15 protein-coding genes and 1 tRNA gene are annotated in these 16584 nt (G+C 68.4%); 9 read left to right on the forward strand and 7 right to left on the reverse strand.

The annotated features are described in order from the left end of the window. Nucleotides 1–96: 96 nt before the first annotated feature. From ETO60_RS07185 to ETO60_RS07215, 7 genes are read left to right on the forward strand one after another with little or no spacing between them, the layout of a single operon-like run. On the forward strand, nt 97–1212 hold the full coding sequence (locus tag ETO60_RS07185) for an NAD-dependent epimerase/dehydratase family protein (RefSeq protein ID WP_130004135.1): 1116 nt from the start codon (nt 97–99) through the stop codon (nt 1210–1212). After that, complete coding sequence (locus ETO60_RS07190; protein WP_130004137.1) at nt 1209–2285, forward strand: NAD-dependent epimerase/dehydratase family protein; 1077 nt, start codon at nt 1209–1211, stop codon at nt 2283–2285. The genes ETO60_RS07185 and ETO60_RS07190 overlap by 4 nt, the downstream gene beginning before the upstream one ends. 26 nt (nt 2286–2311) lie before the next feature. Then, nucleotides 2312–3385, forward strand: a complete 1074-nt coding sequence (locus ETO60_RS07195; RefSeq protein WP_130004139.1) for a glycosyltransferase family 4 protein — start codon at nt 2312–2314, stop codon at nt 3383–3385. Then, nucleotides 3382–4494: a CgeB family protein gene (locus ETO60_RS07200; RefSeq protein ID WP_130004141.1), complete on the forward strand. Its 1113-nt coding sequence runs from the start codon at nt 3382–3384 to the stop codon at nt 4492–4494. Before ETO60_RS07195 ends, ETO60_RS07200 begins: the two co-directional genes overlap by 4 nt. Continuing rightward, the gene (locus ETO60_RS07205; protein WP_130004143.1) at nt 4491–5579 is read left to right on the forward strand and encodes a CgeB family protein; all 1089 of its coding nucleotides are present in this window, start codon (nt 4491–4493) and stop codon (nt 5577–5579) included. Before ETO60_RS07200 ends, ETO60_RS07205 begins: the two co-directional genes overlap by 4 nt. Further along, nucleotides 5576–6703: a CgeB family protein gene (locus ETO60_RS07210; protein WP_130004145.1), complete on the forward strand. Its 1128-nt coding sequence runs from the start codon at nt 5576–5578 to the stop codon at nt 6701–6703. The genes ETO60_RS07205 and ETO60_RS07210 overlap by 4 nt, the downstream gene beginning before the upstream one ends. Further along, nucleotides 6700–7779 (forward strand): AI-2E family transporter, encoded by a 1080-nt coding sequence (locus tag ETO60_RS07215; protein WP_130004147.1) that lies wholly within the window; start codon nt 6700–6702, stop codon nt 7777–7779. The genes ETO60_RS07210 and ETO60_RS07215 overlap by 4 nt, the downstream gene beginning before the upstream one ends. A gap of 24 nt (nt 7780–7803) precedes the next feature. On the opposite strand, the gene ETO60_RS07220 is transcribed toward ETO60_RS07215, so the two are convergent. The 7 genes from ETO60_RS07220 to tpiA all read right to left on the reverse strand — a co-directional run bounded on the left by ETO60_RS07220 (nt 7804) and on the right by tpiA (nt 12810). Next, nucleotides 7804–7877 (reverse strand) — tRNA-Arg (locus tag ETO60_RS07220). A gap of 57 nt (nt 7878–7934) precedes the next feature. Next, nucleotides 7935–8414, reverse strand: coding sequence for a DUF1178 family protein (locus ETO60_RS07225; protein WP_130004149.1), 480 nt, complete (start codon nt 8412–8414; stop codon nt 7935–7937). Between the two features lie 7 nt (nt 8415–8421). Next, the gene (locus tag ETO60_RS07230) at nt 8422–9240 is read right to left on the reverse strand and encodes a carbon-nitrogen hydrolase family protein (protein WP_130004152.1); all 819 of its coding nucleotides are present in this window, start codon (nt 9238–9240) and stop codon (nt 8422–8424) included. 4 nt (nt 9241–9244) lie between these two features. Next, a complete protein-coding gene (gene grxC / locus ETO60_RS07235; protein WP_130004154.1) occupies nt 9245–9502 on the reverse strand; it encodes a glutaredoxin 3 in 258 nt (85 codons plus the stop codon). Between the two features lie 328 nt (nt 9503–9830). Beyond that, complete coding sequence (locus ETO60_RS07240; protein WP_130004156.1) at nt 9831–11462, reverse strand: CTP synthase; 1632 nt, start codon at nt 11460–11462, stop codon at nt 9831–9833. Nucleotides 11463–11538: 76 nt separating this feature from the next. After that, nucleotides 11539–11922: a preprotein translocase subunit SecG gene (gene secG, locus ETO60_RS07245; RefSeq protein ID WP_130004158.1), complete on the reverse strand. Its 384-nt coding sequence runs from the start codon at nt 11920–11922 to the stop codon at nt 11539–11541. Nucleotides 11923–12036: 114 nt separating this feature from the next. Next, nucleotides 12037–12810, reverse strand: coding sequence for a triose-phosphate isomerase (gene tpiA / locus ETO60_RS07250; protein ID WP_130004160.1), 774 nt, complete (start codon nt 12808–12810; stop codon nt 12037–12039). A gap of 230 nt (nt 12811–13040) precedes the next feature. Between tpiA and ETO60_RS11470 the strand changes: the two genes are divergently transcribed. Together ETO60_RS11470 and ETO60_RS07260 are read left to right on the forward strand one after the other, a co-directional pair. Further along, nucleotides 13041–14975 carry a peptidylprolyl isomerase gene (locus tag ETO60_RS11470; RefSeq protein WP_130004162.1) on the forward strand — a complete coding sequence of 645 codons (1935 nt, stop codon included), beginning with the start codon at nt 13041–13043 and terminating at the stop codon, nt 14973–14975. A gap of 17 nt (nt 14976–14992) precedes the next feature. Then, on the forward strand, nt 14993–16504 hold the full coding sequence (locus ETO60_RS07260) for an anthranilate synthase component I family protein (protein ID WP_130004164.1): 1512 nt from the start codon (nt 14993–14995) through the stop codon (nt 16502–16504). Nucleotides 16505–16584: the final 80 nt, after the last annotated feature.

Consider the following 16584-nt stretch of genomic DNA (forward strand, 5'->3'; position numbering starts at 1 on the left):
TCAAGAGCTGCGGGAAACCTTTCGTTGAAAGAGCGTTCATCTTCATCTACTTGCCTTCTGCGGCAAGACGACGACCATCTGCTTGGGGGGAAGCCATTGTCAGAAACCGTTTTGGTCACCGGCGGAGCCGGGTTCATCGGCCGGCGCGTCTGCCGCGAACTGCTTGATCGGGGTCATCGGGTGCGGGTGCTCGACGCCCTGATCCCTCAGGTGCACGGCGACGGCAGCCGCCCCGCGGACCTGCCCGCGGACGTCGACCTGGTCCGCGCCGACATTCGCGACGGCGACGCAGTTGCGGATGCGCTGCGTCAGGTCGACAGCGTGGTCCACCTTGCCGCCGAGGTCGGTGTCGGACAGTCGATGTACGAGGTGGAACGCTACACCTCCGTCAACGACGTCGGCACCGCCGTTCTCTTCGAACGGCTGATCGACCATCCGGTGCGCCGCGTGGTGACCGCATCGTCGATGAGCATCTATGGCGAAGGGCTGTACCGGAACGCCGACGGCGAACTGGTCCAAGATGCCGCCCGGGCCCCGCTGCGCGACGGGCAGGCGCAGTGGGAGCCGACAGACGCGCAGGGACGCGCGCTGGAGCCGGTGGCTACGCCCGAATGGAAGCGGCCTTCGCTCTCGTCCATCTACGCCCTCAACAAGTACGTGCAGGAGCGCACGACACACATCATGGGCGCCCCGTACGGCATCGAGTCCGTCTGCCTGCGGCTGTTCAACGTGTTCGGACCCGGCCAGGCGCTGTCGAACCCCTATACGGGCGTGCTGGCCATCTTCGCCTCCCGCCTCCTCAACAAGCAACCGCCCCTCATCTTCGAGGACGGTCAGCAGCGGCGCGACTTCGTCCATGTGGATGATGTGGCGCGTGCCTTCGTGGCGGCGCTGTTCCTGCCGCAGGCCGCCGGTCAGACCTTCAACGTCGGCTCCGGACAGGACCGATCCGTGTCGGAGGTGGCGCGGGAACTCGCCCGGGCGATGGGATGCGAGGGGCTGGACGCGCAGATCGTCGGCAAGGCGCGCACGGGCGACATCCGCCACTGCTTCTGCGACCCCCGACTGGCCCGCGAGCAGCTTGGCTTCACCGCCACGGAGAATTTCGCCGAGCGCCTGCAGGAGCTTGCCGAATGGGTGGCGACGCAGACGGCCGACGACCGGGTCGAGACCGCCCGCCGCGAACTGGAACAGCGGGGGCTGGTGGCATGACGCTGGGTGCGGGTGATCACGTTCTCGTCACCGGGGGAGCGGGCTTCGTCGGCAGCAACCTTGCCGACCGCCTCGCCACCCTTGGCTGCACGGTGCGGGTGTTCGACTGGCTGAAGCGGCCGGGCGTCGACGCCAATCTTCGCTGGCTTCTCGCCCGTCATGGCGAACGCATCCAACCGATCATCGCGGACATCCGCGATGCCGCGACGCTCAGCACAGCCGTTCAGGGTGCGGCAGCGGTGTTCCACTTCGCGGCACAGGTGGCCGTCACCACCAGTCTCGACTCGCCGGGCGACGATTTTGGCATCAATCTGCACGCCACGTTCGGGCTGCTCGAGACGATCCGCAAGCACAACCCCGCCGCGGCCCTGCTCTTTGCCTCGACGAACAAGGTGTACGGCGATCTTCTCGACCTCGAGATGCCGCTCAGCGACGGTCGCTATGCGCCGGCGGATGCGGCGCTCGCCCGGCACGGAATCAGCGAGGCAAGGCCGCTCGACTTCCACACACCCTACGGCTGCTCCAAGGGGGCGGCGGATCAGTATGTGCTCGACTACGCCCGCAGCTTCGGCCTCAAGGCGGCGGTGATGCGCATGAGCTGCATCTACGGTCAGCGCCAGTGCGGATCGGAGGATCAGGGCTGGGTCGCCCATTTTCTCATCCGCGCCTTGCGCAAGGAGCCGATCACCCTGTTCGGAGACGGGCGCCAGGTCCGCGACGTCTGTCTCGTGACCGACACCTGCGATGCCTACCTCGCGCTGCACGACCGGATCGGCACCCTCAGCGGTCAGGCCTTCAACTGGGGCGGCGGTCCGGCTAACGCGGTGAGCCTGCTCGAGGTGGTGGAGGAGATCGGCCGCCTGACGGGTGTTCCTCCTCAGGTCGAGTTTGCCGACTGGCGGCCGGGTGACCAGCGGTGGTTCGTCGCCGACACGCGGCGGGCGGATGCCGCTCTGGGTCTGGCACCGCGCACGTCATGGCGCGAAGGCCTCAAGCAGTTGCACCGGTGGCTGACCGAGGAGGTCGGTGAAGGCGCCAGCGAGGCTCTGCCGCGATCCACGGCCGCCGCTTGAGCAGCGGTCCGCCACGAGTTCTGTTCATGACGGCGGACGCCGTCGGCGGCGTCTGGCGCTACGCTCTGGAGCTCGCCACGGCGATGAAGCCGCTTGGCTGGCACACGGTGCTTGCAATCATCGGCCCGGTGCCGGACTCCGCGGCGGCGGAGGCGGCTGCGGCATTCGCCGGCATCGACCTTCGCCTGACTGACCGCCCGCTCGACTGGCTGGCGCGCACGTCGGACGAGGTGACACACACGGCGACGGCGCTCGCCAGTCTGGCTGCCGACTGCGGCGCGGACGCAATCCTGTGCAACAGCCCTGCCCTTGCAGGTTGTGCGCGCTGGCCCGCTCCGGTCATTGCCGTTGCCCATGGCTGTGTCACGACATGGTGGGCGGCCGTTCGCCAGCAGCCGCTGCCGCCGGAATGGCAGTGGCACCACCGCCAGATGCGGCGCGGCCTCCTGCAGGCGGATGCAGTCGTCGCGCCCTCGCACGCCTTTGCCCTCGCCCTGCAGGCGGCCTATGCCCTCCCCGCCTTGCCGCAGGTCGTGCACAACGGACTGGCAGGCGCGCGCACGCGCGATGTCGAGGCGTCAGGCGTGCAGGTCGTGACCATCGGCCGGCTTTGGGACGAGGCCAAAGGAGCCGCGGTGCTCGACCGGGCCGCGGGCGAGGCGGGCGCTCGCCTCACGGCGATCGGCGCCCTCGACGGACCGGGCGGCGAGCATTTTCGCCCCCGCCACCTCCGGCCCGCCGGCGTTCTCTCCAACACCGAGGTGCAGGCTCGGCTGCGCGCCCGGCCCGTGTTCGTCTCGGCCGCATCGTTCGAGCCGTTCGGGCTGGCTGTCCTCGAAGCGGCCATGGCGGGGTGTCCGCTCATCCTGTCCGACATTCCCACATTCCGCGAATTGTGGGACGAAGCCGCGCTGTTCGTCGCCAGCGACGACGCGGCTGGCTTCGCAAGGGCGATCGACCTTCTTGCGGGGCGACCAGACCTGCGCCGGCACTGGGGTGAGGCCGCCGCCGAACGCAGCGGGCGCTACACTCCGGAACGCTGCGCGTCGGGCATGCAAGCCGTCATCGGGCGGGCGGTGGCTTCAAGGGCGGCGGCATGAAGATCGTCTACTTCACCCATTCGCTGCGCTCGTGCTGGAACCACGGCAACGCCCATTTCCTGCGTGGTCTGCTGCGGGTGTTGCAGAGACGCGGCCACGAGGTTGTCGCGGCCGAGCCGCGGGCGCCTTGGTCCTATACGAACCTCGTCGCCGATCACGGCGCGACGGGCGCTGCGGCCTCTTTTGCCCAACACACCGACCTGCGCATCGCCCACAGCGACAGCCCGCAGGACCGCGAGGCGCTGCTCGATGGCGCCGATCTCGTCATCGTGCACGAATGGAACGAGCCGGCTCTGGTCGCCGCCGTGGGTGCCGCGAGGCGCGCGGGAGCGGGCTTCACCCTGCTGTTCCATGACACGCATCACCGGGCGGTGAGCGCGCCCGAAGAGATGCGCGCCTTCGATCTTGACGGCTATGACGGCATTCTGGCCTTCGGCGAGACGCTGGCCGAGGTGTATCGTGGCTGGGGCTGGAACGGCCGCGTGTGGACGTTCCACGAAGCCGCTGACGTGTCCCATTTCCGCCCACCGTCCGCGCCTCAGCAGAGGCACGGCCTGGTGTGGATCGGCAACTGGGGCGAGGACGAGCGCAGCGCGGAACTCGAAGCCTTCCTGCTTGCGCCGGCACAGGCGACGGGTCTGCCATTGACCATCCATGGCGTCCGCTATCCGGCACGGGCGCAGGCGCTGCTGGAGCGTTACGGCGCGCGCTACGCCGGCTGGGTGCCCAATGTCGAAGCGCCGGGAATCTTCGCCCGGCATCTTGCCACCGTTCACGTGCCGCGGCGGTTCTACACGACGGTGCTGCCCGGAATTCCGACCATCCGCGTGTTCGAGGCGCTGGCCTGCGGGATCCCGCTTGTTTCCGCGCCCTGGAGCGACACGGAGGGACTGTTCCGCGTGGGCACCGATTTCCTCATGGCGGAGACGGGCGACGCCATGCGGCAACACCTCGCCGCCATCCGCGAGGACGCCGGCCTCCGCGACGCGCTGGTCGCCCACGGCCTCGAAACGATCCGGCGGAGCCACACCTGCGAGCATCGTGCTGGCCAGCTGTTGCAGATCGCCGCGCAGCTCGGCACGTCCCGAACGATGAAGGAAACCGCGTGAAGATCGCCTTTTACGGATCGAGCCTCCTGTCCGCCTACTGGAACGGCGCGGCCACCTATTACCGCGGGATCATCCGTGCCCTTGCCGCGCGGGGCTGCACCGTCACCTTTTACGAGCCGGACGCCTTCGACCGGCAGAGCCACCGCGACATCGAACCGCCATCCTGGGCCAGGAGCGTGGTCTATCCCGCCACCGAGGCCGGCCTGCGCGAGGCCCTTGCCGGAGCGGGCGAAGCCGATGTCGTCGTCAAGGCGAGCGGGGTCGGCGTGTTCGACCATGCGCTGCTCGAAGGCCTGCTCCGCCATGCCCGACCGGGTGCGCTGCGCATCTTCTGGGATGTCGATGCCGCCGCAACGCTGGACGAAGTCGACGACCACGCCGAGCACCCGATGCGCGCGGCGATCCCCCGTTACGATCTGGTGTTCACCTACGGCGGCGGCGAACCGGTGGTAAGGGCCTACGAGGCGCTGGGGGCGCGTCGCTGCGTGCCGATCTACAACGCCCTCGATCCGTCAACCCACCATCCAGTGCCGCGGGAGGACGCCTTTGCCGCTGACCTCGCGCTGCTCGCCAATCGTCTGCCCGACCGGGAGGAGAGGATCGCCGAGTTCTTCCTGCGCCCGGCGGCCATGCTCTCGCAGAGGAGCTTCCTGCTCGGCGGAAACGGCTGGCCCGGCGCCGATCTGCCGGAGAACGTGCGCGCCATCGGCCATGTCGCGACCGAGCATCACAACGCCTTCAACTGTTCGCCGCTGGCGGTGCTCAATGTGGCGCGCGACTCCATGGCGAAGGTCGGCTTCTCGCCCGCGACGCGCGTGTTCGAGGCGGCCGGAGCCGCAGCCTGTCTGGTGACCGACGCGTGGGAAGGGATCGAGCTGTTCCTGCGTCCGGACGAGGAGGTTCTGGTTGCCCGCGACGGGCAGGATGTCGCCGAAATCCTCCGCTCCCTCACGCCCGATCGGGCGCGCCGCATCGGCGAGGCGGCACGGCGGCGCGTGCTGGCCGAGCACACCTATGACCTGCGCGCCGAGACGGTCATGCAGGTGCTCAACGAGCACCGGCAGAAGGGCACGGTGACGGCATGAGGCTCGTCGTCCTTGGCCTCAGCCTGTCGTCCTCATGGGGCAATGGCCACGCGACCACTTACCGCGCCCTGCTGTCGGCCTTCGCGGCGCGGGGTCACGACATCGTGTTCCTCGAACGCGACCAGCCCTGGTACGCCGCGAACCGCGACCTCGCCGTCCCCGATTTCTGCGCCCTGCATCTTTACCCGGACGTGCCGTCGCTCGACGCCTGGCGGGACGAGGTCGCCGCCGCCGATGCGGTGATCGTCGGCTCCTATGTCGCGGGCGGTGTGGCGGTCGCTGAATGGGTGCATCGCCATGCCCGCGGCGTGACCGCATTCTACGACATCGACACGCCTGTCACCCTCGCCAAGCTGGCACAGGGGGACCACGAATATCTGTCGCCCGCCACGATCCCGCTGTTCGACCTCTATTTCTCGTTCACCGGGGGACCGACGCTCCGCCAGCTCGAGCGGGACTACGGCGCGGCCTCCGCCCTGCCACTCTACTGCTCGGTCGATGCGTCGCATTATCAGCCGCTGGACGTGCCCAAGCGCTGGGATCTCACCTATCTCGGCACCTACAGCGACGATCGCCAGCCAACGGTTCAGGAACTCCTGATCAAGCCGGCCCGTGCGCGCCCCCACCTGCGGTTCGCGGTGGCCGGGCCGCAATACCCGGCCGGGATCGACTGGCCCGCGAATGTGGAGCGGATCGAGCATCTTCCGCCCGCCGACCATCCCGCCTTCTACGCCGCGTCGCGGGCGACCCTCAATGTCACGCGCGCCGACATGATCCGGGCGGGCTGGTCCCCGTCGGTGCGCCTGTTCGAGGCGGCGGCCTGCGGCACGCCCATCATCTCGGATCACTGGCCGGGTCTTGACGAGCTGTTCGCGCCCGGCCGGGAAATCGTGATCGCCCGCACGCGCGACGACGTGATGCGCGCGCTTGGGGATGACCTGAGCTCGATCGGCAAGGGCGGACGAAAGGTCGTGCTGAGAGGTCACACGGCGAAGCACCGCGCCGCCGAGCTCGAGCGCGACCTGCGCGCGGCTGCGGGCCGGAAGCAGACGCGTTCCCCGCACACCGCCGCACAGGCCAGCGGGGCTGAACCAAAGCACGCCTCGGACATTTTGGCAGGATGATCCCGCCGCGTCCGCAACCGCTTCCCGCCAGCATCGTCCTGCGCAACGCAGCGATCTGGATCGGCCTCGTCATCTTCGTCCTGCTCGTCTGGCAGATCCGTCACGTGCTTCTGCTGGTGTTCGCGTCGATCCTGTTCGCGCTGCTGTTCCGCGCGGGAGGCTCGTCGCTGTGCCGGGCGACGGGAATGCCGTACAAGGCGGGCGTCAGCATCGTCATCGTGCTGTTTCTTGGCGTCATCGGGCTGTTCGGCTTCCTGTTCGGGAGCGAGGTCAGCCGGCAGGTGCGCGAGATCGAGTTCAGCCTTCCCCTCGCGTGGCGGACGATCGAAAACCTCATCGGCGACTACAGTTTCGGTGAACAGCTCCTCGCCCAGATCGAGGATGCGCTTCCCTCCGGCTCGGCCATATTCAACACCTTCAGCAGCATCGTGGCACAGGTCGTCGGCGCCCTGTCGACGCTGCTCCTCGTCCTCGTCGGCGGCATCTTTCTTGCCCTTCAGCCCCGGATGTACCGCGCGGGCATGCTCAAGCTCGTCCCGCGACCGCAGCGCGAACTGGCGGGGGACGCGGTTGAGAACGCCGGCAATGCGCTCAAGCTGTGGCTGCTGGCGCAGCTCGGCGTCATGGTGATCGTCGGGGTTCTGACCGGCCTTGGCCTGTGGCTGCTCGGCGTGCCGGGCGCCCTGGTCCTCGGTCTGCTGGCGGGGGTGCTCGAGTTCGTTCCCTATGCCGGCCCCATCCTTGCCGCCATTCCGGGACTGCTGATCGCCTCGACGCAAGGGTGGGACACCTTGCTGTGGACGCTCGGCCTCTACGTCGTCATCCAGCAGCTGGAAGGCAACGTCATCATGCCCTTGATCCAGAAATGGGCCGTGGAGCTGCCGCCGGCGCTCACCCTGTTCTCGCTGGTCGCTTTTGGCGGCATCTTCGGCGTGGCCGGGCTGCTGCTGGCGGTGCCGCTGACCGTGCTGCTTTTCGTGTTCGTCAAGCAGCTTTACGTGCGTGAAACGCTGAACGAGGAAACCGAAATCCCGGGCGAGGACACGGAACCGGACGCCGCCGAGCCCGCCGGCTGAGCGGACGGCGTGGAGAAAAGGACGTGCGCCCGACAGGATTCGAACCTGTGGCCCCCAGATTAGGAATCTGGTGCTCTATCCTGCTGAGCTACGGGCGCCTGCGGCATCCTTAGAGCGCGGTCACGCGCAAGACAATGTGCCCGACACCGCCTTCGCTACTGAAGTTCGTCCGGGGGAGCGACGGGGCAAGGAAGCGGCAACACGGCAATCCCCTCCTCGTGCAGGGCGCGCGCGTCGTCGAGGCTCGCCGTGCCGTGGATCGGTTCCGCTTCGGTCTCGCCATAGTGCATCTGCCGCGCCGTTTCGGAAAACGCCGTGCCGACCCAGCGGCTTTGCGCCAGCAGCGCCTGTTGTGCCGCGACAAGGCGCTGCCACGCCTCCGCCGCTGCCCGCACCTCGGTCGCTTCGCGTCTCCTCCGGCCACCTTCCGCCGACGCTGGCCTCGCCTCGGCGTGAGACGGCTGTGAAGACCGGGTTCTTACCGCGGGTGCCATCGGCGCCTTGGCGATGTTGCGGGAGTTGCACACCGGACAGACGAGCAGCCCCTCCTGCTGCTGCGTGTCGAAGGAAGCGGCGGACGCGAACCACCCGTCGAAGGGATGCGCGCGCTCGCAGTGAAGGGCATACACGATCATGGCGCGTCTATGTCGGGATTGTTCGCCGGTTGGCAAGGCTCGGCAGGCGGCGCCTGACAGCCGCGACCCGCCCGAGATCGATGTCGATGACGGCAAGCCGCGCCTCCTCCCCGCCCATGTCGAGCAGGACCTCGCCCCACGGGTCCACCACCAGCGAATGTCCATAGGTCCGGCGACCATCTTCATGAGTGCCGACTTGCGCCGCGGCGAACACGAAAGCGGTCGCCTCGACTGCCCGCGCCCGCAGCAGCAGGTGCCAGTGAGCCGCACCGGTCTCCAAGGTGAAGGCGGACGGTATCGCCAGAGCATCGCATGCACGTCGTCCCAGCGCCTCGAACAGCGCGGGGAAACGGACGTCGTAGCAGATGGTCAGACCGAGGCGGCCGACCGGCGTGTCATCGGCGTGCACGACCGCGTCGCCGGGTGTGAAGGCCGCGGACTCCTGCCAGGTTTCCGCCGACGACAGCTCGACGTCGAACATGTGCATCTTGTCGTATGTCACTGGAGGCCGACGGTCCGGAGCGAACAGGAAAGACCGGTTCGCAAGCCGCCCGTCCGGCCGTTGCACCGCAGCCGATCCGAGAGCAAGCCAGATGCCGTGCCGCGCGGCGCATTCGCGCAGACGTCTCTCGTATCGCCGGTCCTTCGCCTGCTCGAGCGCTGACGCCGCGCGGGAACGATCGCGGTCGAGCATCAACGCCATTTCCGGCGTGAACAGCAGGCGCGCACCTTGCGCCGACGCGTCCATGATGGCGCGCTCGATGATGCCGCAGTTCGCCTCCGGATCGACCCCGGAGGTCATCTGCAGCATGGCCACCGCGACCACGCGATCAGCCTTCGAGCAAGGCGTCCAACCGGCCTGAACGTTCAAGAGCAGCAAGGTCGTCCGAACCGCCCACGTGCCGATCGCCGATGAAGATCTGGGGAACCGTGCGCGCGCCGGGCGCACGGCTGAGCATCTCGTCGCGCCGTTCGCCGCCGAACGTCACGTCGTGCTCCACGAAGGGAACGCCCTTCTGCTCGAGCAGACGCTTGGCGCGCACGCAGTACCCGCAGCCCATTTTCGTGTAGATGACGACCTCTTGCATGCGACTACTCCCGGAAGCAGCGGATAAAAGCCCGCTCTCGCGTGCGTGTGTAGACAGCACGCACCTCACCCCGCCAGAGGTTGCGGCGCTTTCCCGGCAAAAAAGGGGACAGGCCATCGCTGGCCTGTCCCCGCGACGCCGAAGCATCGCCAATCCGGAAACGACGACCAGGGTCGCAGTGGATCGCCGCCTGCCGGATCAGCCGGGCCACCTTCGCCGGTGTTCCGGAAAAGGCGGAAGCTGAGGCGGCAAGCGCTATCGCAGAGGTGAACGCGCAGCCATGGCGCTCTGGCGCATGTGTCAGCGCGGGACGCGCGGAGCGGCGATGCTAAACGAGCCGCGCCTGCTCGAGCGCCGCGCCGATGAACCCGGCGAACAGGGGATGCGGGGCGAAGGGACGCGACTTGAGTTCAGGATGGAACTGCACGCCGACGAACCAGGGATGGTCCGGACGCTCGACGATTTCCGGCAGCAGGCCATCGGGGGACAATCCGGAAAAGATCAGCCCCGCGCTCTCCAGCCGCTCGCGATAGGCGACATTGACCTCGTAACGATGACGGTGCCGCTCCGAGATGCGGGTCGTGCCGTAGATCGCGGCCGCGTGGCTGTTGCCGAGTAGCTGCGCCTCGTAGGCGCCGAGACGCATGGTCCCGCCAAGATCGCCCGCCGCGGCGCGCGTCTCCAGCCCTTCCCGCCCCAGCCATTCGGTGATGAGGCCCACGACGGGTTCAGGGGTGTCGCCGAACTCGGATGACGATGCGTGAACCAGCCCGGCGGCGCGGGCGCCTTCGATGCAGGCCATCTGCATGCCGAGACAGATGCCAAAGAAGGGGATCGAACGCTCGCGCGCGAAGCGGATGCTGGCGATCTTGCCTTCCGATCCGCGCTCGCCGAAGCCGCCAGGCACGAGAATGCCGTGGAGCGGCTCCAGCTCTGCCACGATGTCGCCGTGCGGCTGCTCGAACATTTCGGCGTCGATCCAGCGGACATTCACCCGCACCCGGTTGGCGAGGCCTCCGTGGACCAGCGCCTCGTTCAGCGACTTGTAGGCGTCCTGCAGACCCACATACTTGCCCACGACACCGATCGTCACCTCGCCTTCCGGGTTGAAGTAGCGCTGGGTCACATCCCGCCACGCATCGAGCACGGGCGCCGGCGGCTCGTCGATGCCGAAGCCGCGCAGGACCTCGCGATCGAGCCCCTCGGCATGGTACTGGAGAGGGACGCTGTAAATGCTTGGCGCGTCGAGTGCCTGGATGACCGCGCTCTCCCGCACATTGCAGAACTGGGCGATCTTGCGCCGGTCGCTTGCGGGCAGCGGGTGCTCGCACCGGCAGAGCAGGATGTCCGGCTGGATTCCCAAGGACGCCAGCTCGCGGACCGAATGCTGCGTCGGCTTGGTCTTCAGCTCACCGGCCGCCGCGATGTAGGGCACCAGAGTGACATGAACGCTGAGGGTTTGTCCCGGGTCCATCTCGTTGCGCATCTGGCGGATGGCTTCCATGAAGGGCAGCGACTCGATGTCCCCCACCGTTCCGCCGATCTCGCACAGAATGAAATCGTGCTCATCCTCTCCGACCCGGGCGAACTGCTTGATGGCGTCGGTCACATGCGGGATGACCTGGACCGTCGCGCCGAGATACTCTCCCCGCCGCTCGCGCGCGATGATCTGCTGGTAGATGCGCCCCGAGGTGATGTTGTCGGACTGCTGCGCGCTGACGCCCGTGAACCGTTCGTAATGCCCGAGGTCGAGGTCCGTCTCGGCGCCGTCGTCGGTGACGAACACCTCGCCGTGCTGATACGGGCTCATCGTGCCCGGATCGACGTTGAGGTAGGGGTCGAACTTGCGGATCCTGACGGTGTAGCCGCGTGACTGAAGAAGCGCGCCCAGACTGGCGGCCATCAGGCCTTTGCCAAGGGATGAGACCACGCCGCCGGTGATGAAGATGAACCGCGCCATGGGAGCCGGCCCTTAAAGAACCGGCGGGATTCGGAGCAAGCGCTAATCTCTGGCGGGAGGCCGCGACCCTTGCCGCTTAGCGCTGCGGAGCGGCGCCGTCTGCGAGCGGATCCGCGGCGGCATTGCTCGGCGACGCAGGTGCAGGAGCTGTGGCGGCCGGCGCCGCCAGCGGATCGGCCGGGGCACCCGCCGGCGCCACGTTCCGGTCCAGCGTCGTGTCGATCGCCTGATCTCCCGTCACGTTGACCGCCAGTCCCGCCAGGACAATCGACAGACCAACGAACAGAATGGCCAGGATCCGGGTCGTGCGGGTCAGGAAATCGGCCGCACCCCGGGCGCTCAGCATGCCCGTCGGGCTGCCGCCGATGCCCAGTCCCCCGCCTTCGGACCGCTGCATGAGAATGACACCGACAAGCGCGGCGGCGACGATGGCCTGGACGACGGTCAGGAAGAAGAACATGGAACGGTCCGGTGCAGCGAGGGCAGAACAGCCCAGCCCCTTAGCGGTGCGCCGCGCGTCCCGCAAGCGCTGGCACGCGCGCTCTGCCCGGGATCAGTGCCTCGGACGCCACCGTCATCCCGCGTCGTCTGCACCGGCCGCCAGCACGATGCTCATGAAGCTTTGCGAGGTCAGGCTCGCTCCGCCGACCAGCGCGCCGTTGACCTCCGGCAGCGCGAGGATCTCCCGCGCATTCGTGCCGTTGACCGATCCGCCGTACAGGATCCGCACGGAACGGCCGCCCGCCTCTCCGTAGCGCCGGACCAGCAAGTCGCGGATCACCCGGTGCATGGCGCTGATCTCCGGCGCGCTCGCCGACCGGCCGGTGCCGATCGCCCACACCGGCTCGTACGCCACGGTCACCACCTCGCCAATTTCCGGACCAGTTGCCGCCATGTCGGGAAGCACGGCGTCGAGCTGGGCGAGAACATAGGGTTCGGCTTCGGCGGCATCGCGCACGTCGAGCGGCTCGCCCACGCACAGGATCACCGACAGCCCGGCATCAACGGCGCGCCCGCACTTCGCGACGAGCGCCGCATCGTCTTCGCCATGGCGGCTGCGCCGTTCGCTGTGGCCGATGATGACGAACTGCGCTCCGGCGTCCGCCAGCATCGACGCCGACACTTCGCCGGTGAAGGCGCCGCATTCCTCCGTGCTGAGATCCTGGGCGCCCACCCGGATGTGCTCCACCTCGGCGTGGACGGGGTACAGCAGGGTGAAGGGAGGCGCGAGGGCCACGTCCGCCCACGCGAGGCGCTGCGCCGCGCGGTCGATGGCGCGCGCCTCCGAAAGCGAGGCGCGGGTGCCGTTCATCTTCCAGTTACCGACAATCAGGGGCCGCAATGACATGATCGATCCTGCATGGTGACAGCCGCGGCGGTGCCCGCCGCGTCAGGGGCGCTCCGCTAGCGAAGCTTTGCCCGAGCGTCAAAAGTTGATGTGGCGAGGTTGCCGATTTGGGGCAGGCTGGTTATGCCGCCGCCGACCCTCCCGCCGCGCTCTGCCCTGCTGTTGCCGGGACAGCGGCCCGTGCGGGACCGCACCGACAGGCGCAGCGCAGCAGGACAGTGGCCCCGGACATGAAGTTTTTCAGAACCTTCTTCAAATCCAAGGTCGGGCTGGGCATCACGCTGGGATTTCTCGCGCTCATCGCGTTCGCCTTCACCACCAGCGATGTGGCCAACACCTCGTTCTTCGGCGGCGTTGCCGGCGGAGACCGCGTGGCGGTGGTCGGGGACCGTCGCATCAGCACCAGCGATCTCACGCGCGCAGCCAATGACGCCTTGCAGCAGCGGCGACAGGAGGAGCCCACCGCGTCGATGCCCGCCTTCATCGAGCGCGGCGGCCTTGAGCAGGTGCTGGAGCAGCTGCTCAGCCGCGCCGCCATCGGCGAGTATGCGCGCAGGCTGGGGCTCAGGGCTGGCGACAACCTCGTCAACAGCGAGATCAGGCAGATCGGCGCCTTTCGGGGTCCGGACGGACAGTTCAGCGAGTCGGTTTATCGGCAGGCGCTCGCCGCTCAGGGGCTGTCGGACGCCACGGTCCGCGAGGATCTGCGCACGGGACTGCTGGCCCGGCAGCTGCTGATCCCGGCAACCTTCGGTGTGACCACTCCCGAGGCGCTCGCACGGCGGTATGCCGGCCTGTTCAAGGAACGCCGCCAAGGGGCCATCGCCTTCGTGCCCAGCGCTGCGCTGGCGCCGGCAGGACAGCCGTCCGAGGATCAGCTTGCCGCCTTCTACCAGGCCAACCGCGCGCAGTTCATCCGGCCCGAGCGGCGGGTGATCCGCTACGCCTTCTTCGACGAGGGCGCCGTCGCCGCGCAGGTGGAACCCACTGCCGAAGCCGTAGCCGCCTTCTACCGCGACAATTCTGCCCGCTTCGGCCCCGTCGAACGTCGATCGCTGAACCAGTTGATCGTCCCGACCCAGCAACAGGCCGAAGCCGTCGCCCGTGCGGTGGCGGGTGGACAGACGCTCCAGGCTGCTGCGGGAGCGAGCGGACTGCGCACCAGCGCGCTGACCCGGCTGACCCGGGACGAGCTTGCCAGCCAGACCTCGGCCGCAGTCGCGGATGCGGTCTTCGCCACCCAGCAGGGTCAGGTGAGCAGACCGGCGCGCGGTGTGCTGGGCTGGCACGTGGCACAGGTGACTGCAATCGAACGCACCCCTGGCCGCTCGCTGGAGCAGGCCCGGCCCGAGATCGTCACCGCGCTTCGCGAACAGAACCGCGCACGGGCGCTCGAAACGCTTAGCCAGGAGGTCGACGACACGCTGAACGATGGCGGCTCGCTGGCACAGGTGGCGCAGACACTCGGCGTCCAGGTGCAGACCACGCCGCCGCTGACGACCGACGGGCGGATCTACGGCGGCGCCGGAGGAGAGGTCGACGCCCGCCTCCGGCCTGCCCTGCCGACCGCGTTCCAGATGGACGAAAGCGCGCCGCAACTGGCCGAGATCGAGGCAGGACGGACGTTCCTGATCTTCGATGTCGCCCGGATCGAGGAAAGCGCTGCCGCGCCGCTGGCGGAGGTGCGGGATGACGTCGTGGCGGCGTGGCGGCTGGCACAGGGGCTGGCTGCGGCCTCGCGTGCCGCCGACGCCATCGCCGCACAGGCGCGTGGCGGACGTGACCTTCGCGAGGCGGTCCGTCTCGCAGGCGTGGCGAACGTGCAGATCGAGACGATCGACCTGACGCGCGAGCAGCTTGCCCAGACCGCGGGACAGCGAGTTCCGCCGCCCCTGGCGCTGCTGTTCAGCATGGCGCAGGGCACCGCCAAGAAGCTTGAGGCGGAGCGCCGGCTCGGTTTCTACATCGTCGATCTTCAGCGGATCGAGGCCGGAACGGTCGAGGCGAACGACCCGCTGCTCGCGCAGGCGCGCACCGCCCTGGCGCCGGTCGCCGGCGAGGAATACGCCCAGCAGCTCGTCACGGCCATGCGTGCGGCAGTCGGCACGTCGCGCAACGAGGCGGCCATCGCCGCCGTGCGGCGACAGCTAGCCGGCGACAACTGAGTCGATCCGGCAAGGCAATGGACCTTCAGGGGGCTGCACACGCCGCGTCCGAACTCGCCGGCGGACGGTCAAGCTGCGTCTGGCTCCAGATCGTGGCCGACACGCTGACCCCGGTGGCCGCCGCGCAACGTCTGCTGCGGCCGAACAGGGGCGATTTCCTGCTCGAATCTGTGGTCGGCGGCGAGCAGCGGGGTCGTTACTCTGTGCTGGGTCTCGATCCGGACCTGTGCTTCCGCGCCAAGGGCGACCGGGCGCAGATCAACTCCCGCTGGCAGGTCGATGACGCGGCCTTCGAGGAGTGCAACGCGCCGGTCCTTGCCGCCTTTGAACGGCTTCAGGCCCAGTGCCGCTTTGCCCGGCCGGAGGAATTGCCCGCGGCGCTGGCCACGCTGGTCGGGTATTTCGGGTTTGAAACCATAAGGCTCGTCGAGCGCATTCCTTCTTCGGGACCGGATCCGCTCGGCCTTCCCGACGTGCTGTTCTTCCGCCCTTCGGTCGTGCTGATCTTCGATCATCTGCGCGACGATCTGTTTCTCGTGGCGCCTGTCTGGCAGGACCGGCTCGGCGACTTCGGGAGCAGCGAGGCCGCCCTTGCGGCCGCGGAGGCTCGCCTGCGCGCCTGTGTGGAGGCCCTGCGAGCGGCGCCCGTCCCACACGCGATCACAAACACGGCCGGCGCCGCTCCGCTCGTGAAGCAGGCGGTCATGGAGCCTGACCACTACCAGTCTCTCGTGCGGCGCGCGCAGGCGATGATCGCCGCCGGCGACATCTTCCAAGTCGTGCTCGCCCAGCGTTTCGTGGCGGCCCTGTCCTGTTCGGCCTTCGCGCTCTACCGCGCCTTGCGGCGCGTCAATCCCTCGCCATTCCTGTTCTTCCTCGACTGTCCCGGCTTTGCCCTTGCGGGTTCGAGCCCGGAGATTCTCGTGCGCCTGCGTGACGGGAGGGTGACGATCCGCCCCATCGCCGGCACCCGGCCGCGCGGCCGCGATCCGGACGCGGACATCGCGGCGGAACGCGCCCTGCTGGCCGATCCGAAGGAACGTGCCGAGCACCTCATGCTGCTCGACCTGGGACGCAATGACCTGACCCGCATCGCGGCACCCGGCAGCGTGGAGGTGACGGAAAGCTTCGTCGTCGAGCGCTACAGCCACGTCATGCACATCGTCAGCAATGTGTCCGGCCGCGCCGCGGACGGTCTGAGGGCCTTGCGCGCGCTGCTTGCCGGCTTTCCGGCCGGCACGGTCAGCGGAGCGCCCAAGATCCGCGCCTGCCAGATCATTGCCGCGCTTGAACCCGAGGCGCGGGGGCCATACGGAGGCGCAGTCGGCTACTTCGGTCCGGACGGAGCGATGGATAGCTGTATCGTGTTGAGAACGGCGGTGGTAAAGGACGGCATGATGCACGTCACGGCGGGAGCGGGGGTTGTGGCCGACAGTGATCCTGACGCCGAACAGCGGGAGTGCGAGGCCAAGGCCGACGCCCTGTTCGCGGCCGCACGCGTCGCCTGCGAAGAGACCACCCTTTTCTGACCCGAGACGCGACACCATGGTGATCGGACCCGTCGGCCGTCGAACACTCCTTCTTGCGGCATTGTGCGCTGTCTCTGCCT

It is taken from the genome of Qipengyuania thermophila (assembly GCF_004153605.1).
Classification (GTDB): Bacteria; Pseudomonadota; Alphaproteobacteria; order Sphingomonadales; family Sphingomonadaceae; genus Qipengyuania_B; species Qipengyuania_B thermophila.

Bases quoted from the DNA above. Each gene is read 5' to 3' on its own strand.
- ETO60_RS07190 (WP_130004137.1), top strand. From the start codon at position 1,209: ATGACGCTGGGTGCGGGTGATCACGTTCTCGTCACCGGGGGAGCGGGC.
- ETO60_RS07195 (WP_130004139.1), top strand. From the start codon at position 2,312: ATGACGGCGGACGCCGTCGGCGGCGTCTGGCGCTACGCTCTGGAGCTC.
- ETO60_RS07200 (WP_130004141.1), top strand. From the start codon at position 3,382: ATGAAGATCGTCTACTTCACCCATTCGCTGCGCTCGTGCTGGAACCAC.
- ETO60_RS07210 (WP_130004145.1), top strand. From the start codon at position 5,576: ATGAGGCTCGTCGTCCTTGGCCTCAGCCTGTCGTCCTCATGGGGCAAT.
- ETO60_RS07215 (WP_130004147.1), top strand. From the start codon at position 6,700: ATGATCCCGCCGCGTCCGCAACCGCTTCCCGCCAGCATCGTCCTGCGC.
- ETO60_RS07225 (WP_130004149.1), bottom strand. From the start codon at position 8,414: ATGATCGTGTATGCCCTTCACTGCGAGCGCGCGCATCCCTTCGACGGG.
- grxC (WP_130004154.1), bottom strand. From the start codon at position 9,502: ATGCAAGAGGTCGTCATCTACACGAAAATGGGCTGCGGGTACTGCGTG.
- ETO60_RS07240 (WP_130004156.1), bottom strand. From the start codon at position 11,462: ATGGCGCGGTTCATCTTCATCACCGGCGGCGTGGTCTCATCCCTTGGC.
- secG (WP_130004158.1), bottom strand. From the start codon at position 11,922: ATGTTCTTCTTCCTGACCGTCGTCCAGGCCATCGTCGCCGCCGCGCTT.
- tpiA (WP_130004160.1), bottom strand. From the start codon at position 12,810: ATGTCATTGCGGCCCCTGATTGTCGGTAACTGGAAGATGAACGGCACC.
- ETO60_RS11470 (WP_130004162.1), top strand. From the start codon at position 13,041: ATGAAGTTTTTCAGAACCTTCTTCAAATCCAAGGTCGGGCTGGGCATC.
- ETO60_RS07260 (WP_130004164.1), top strand. From the start codon at position 14,993: ATGGACCTTCAGGGGGCTGCACACGCCGCGTCCGAACTCGCCGGCGGA.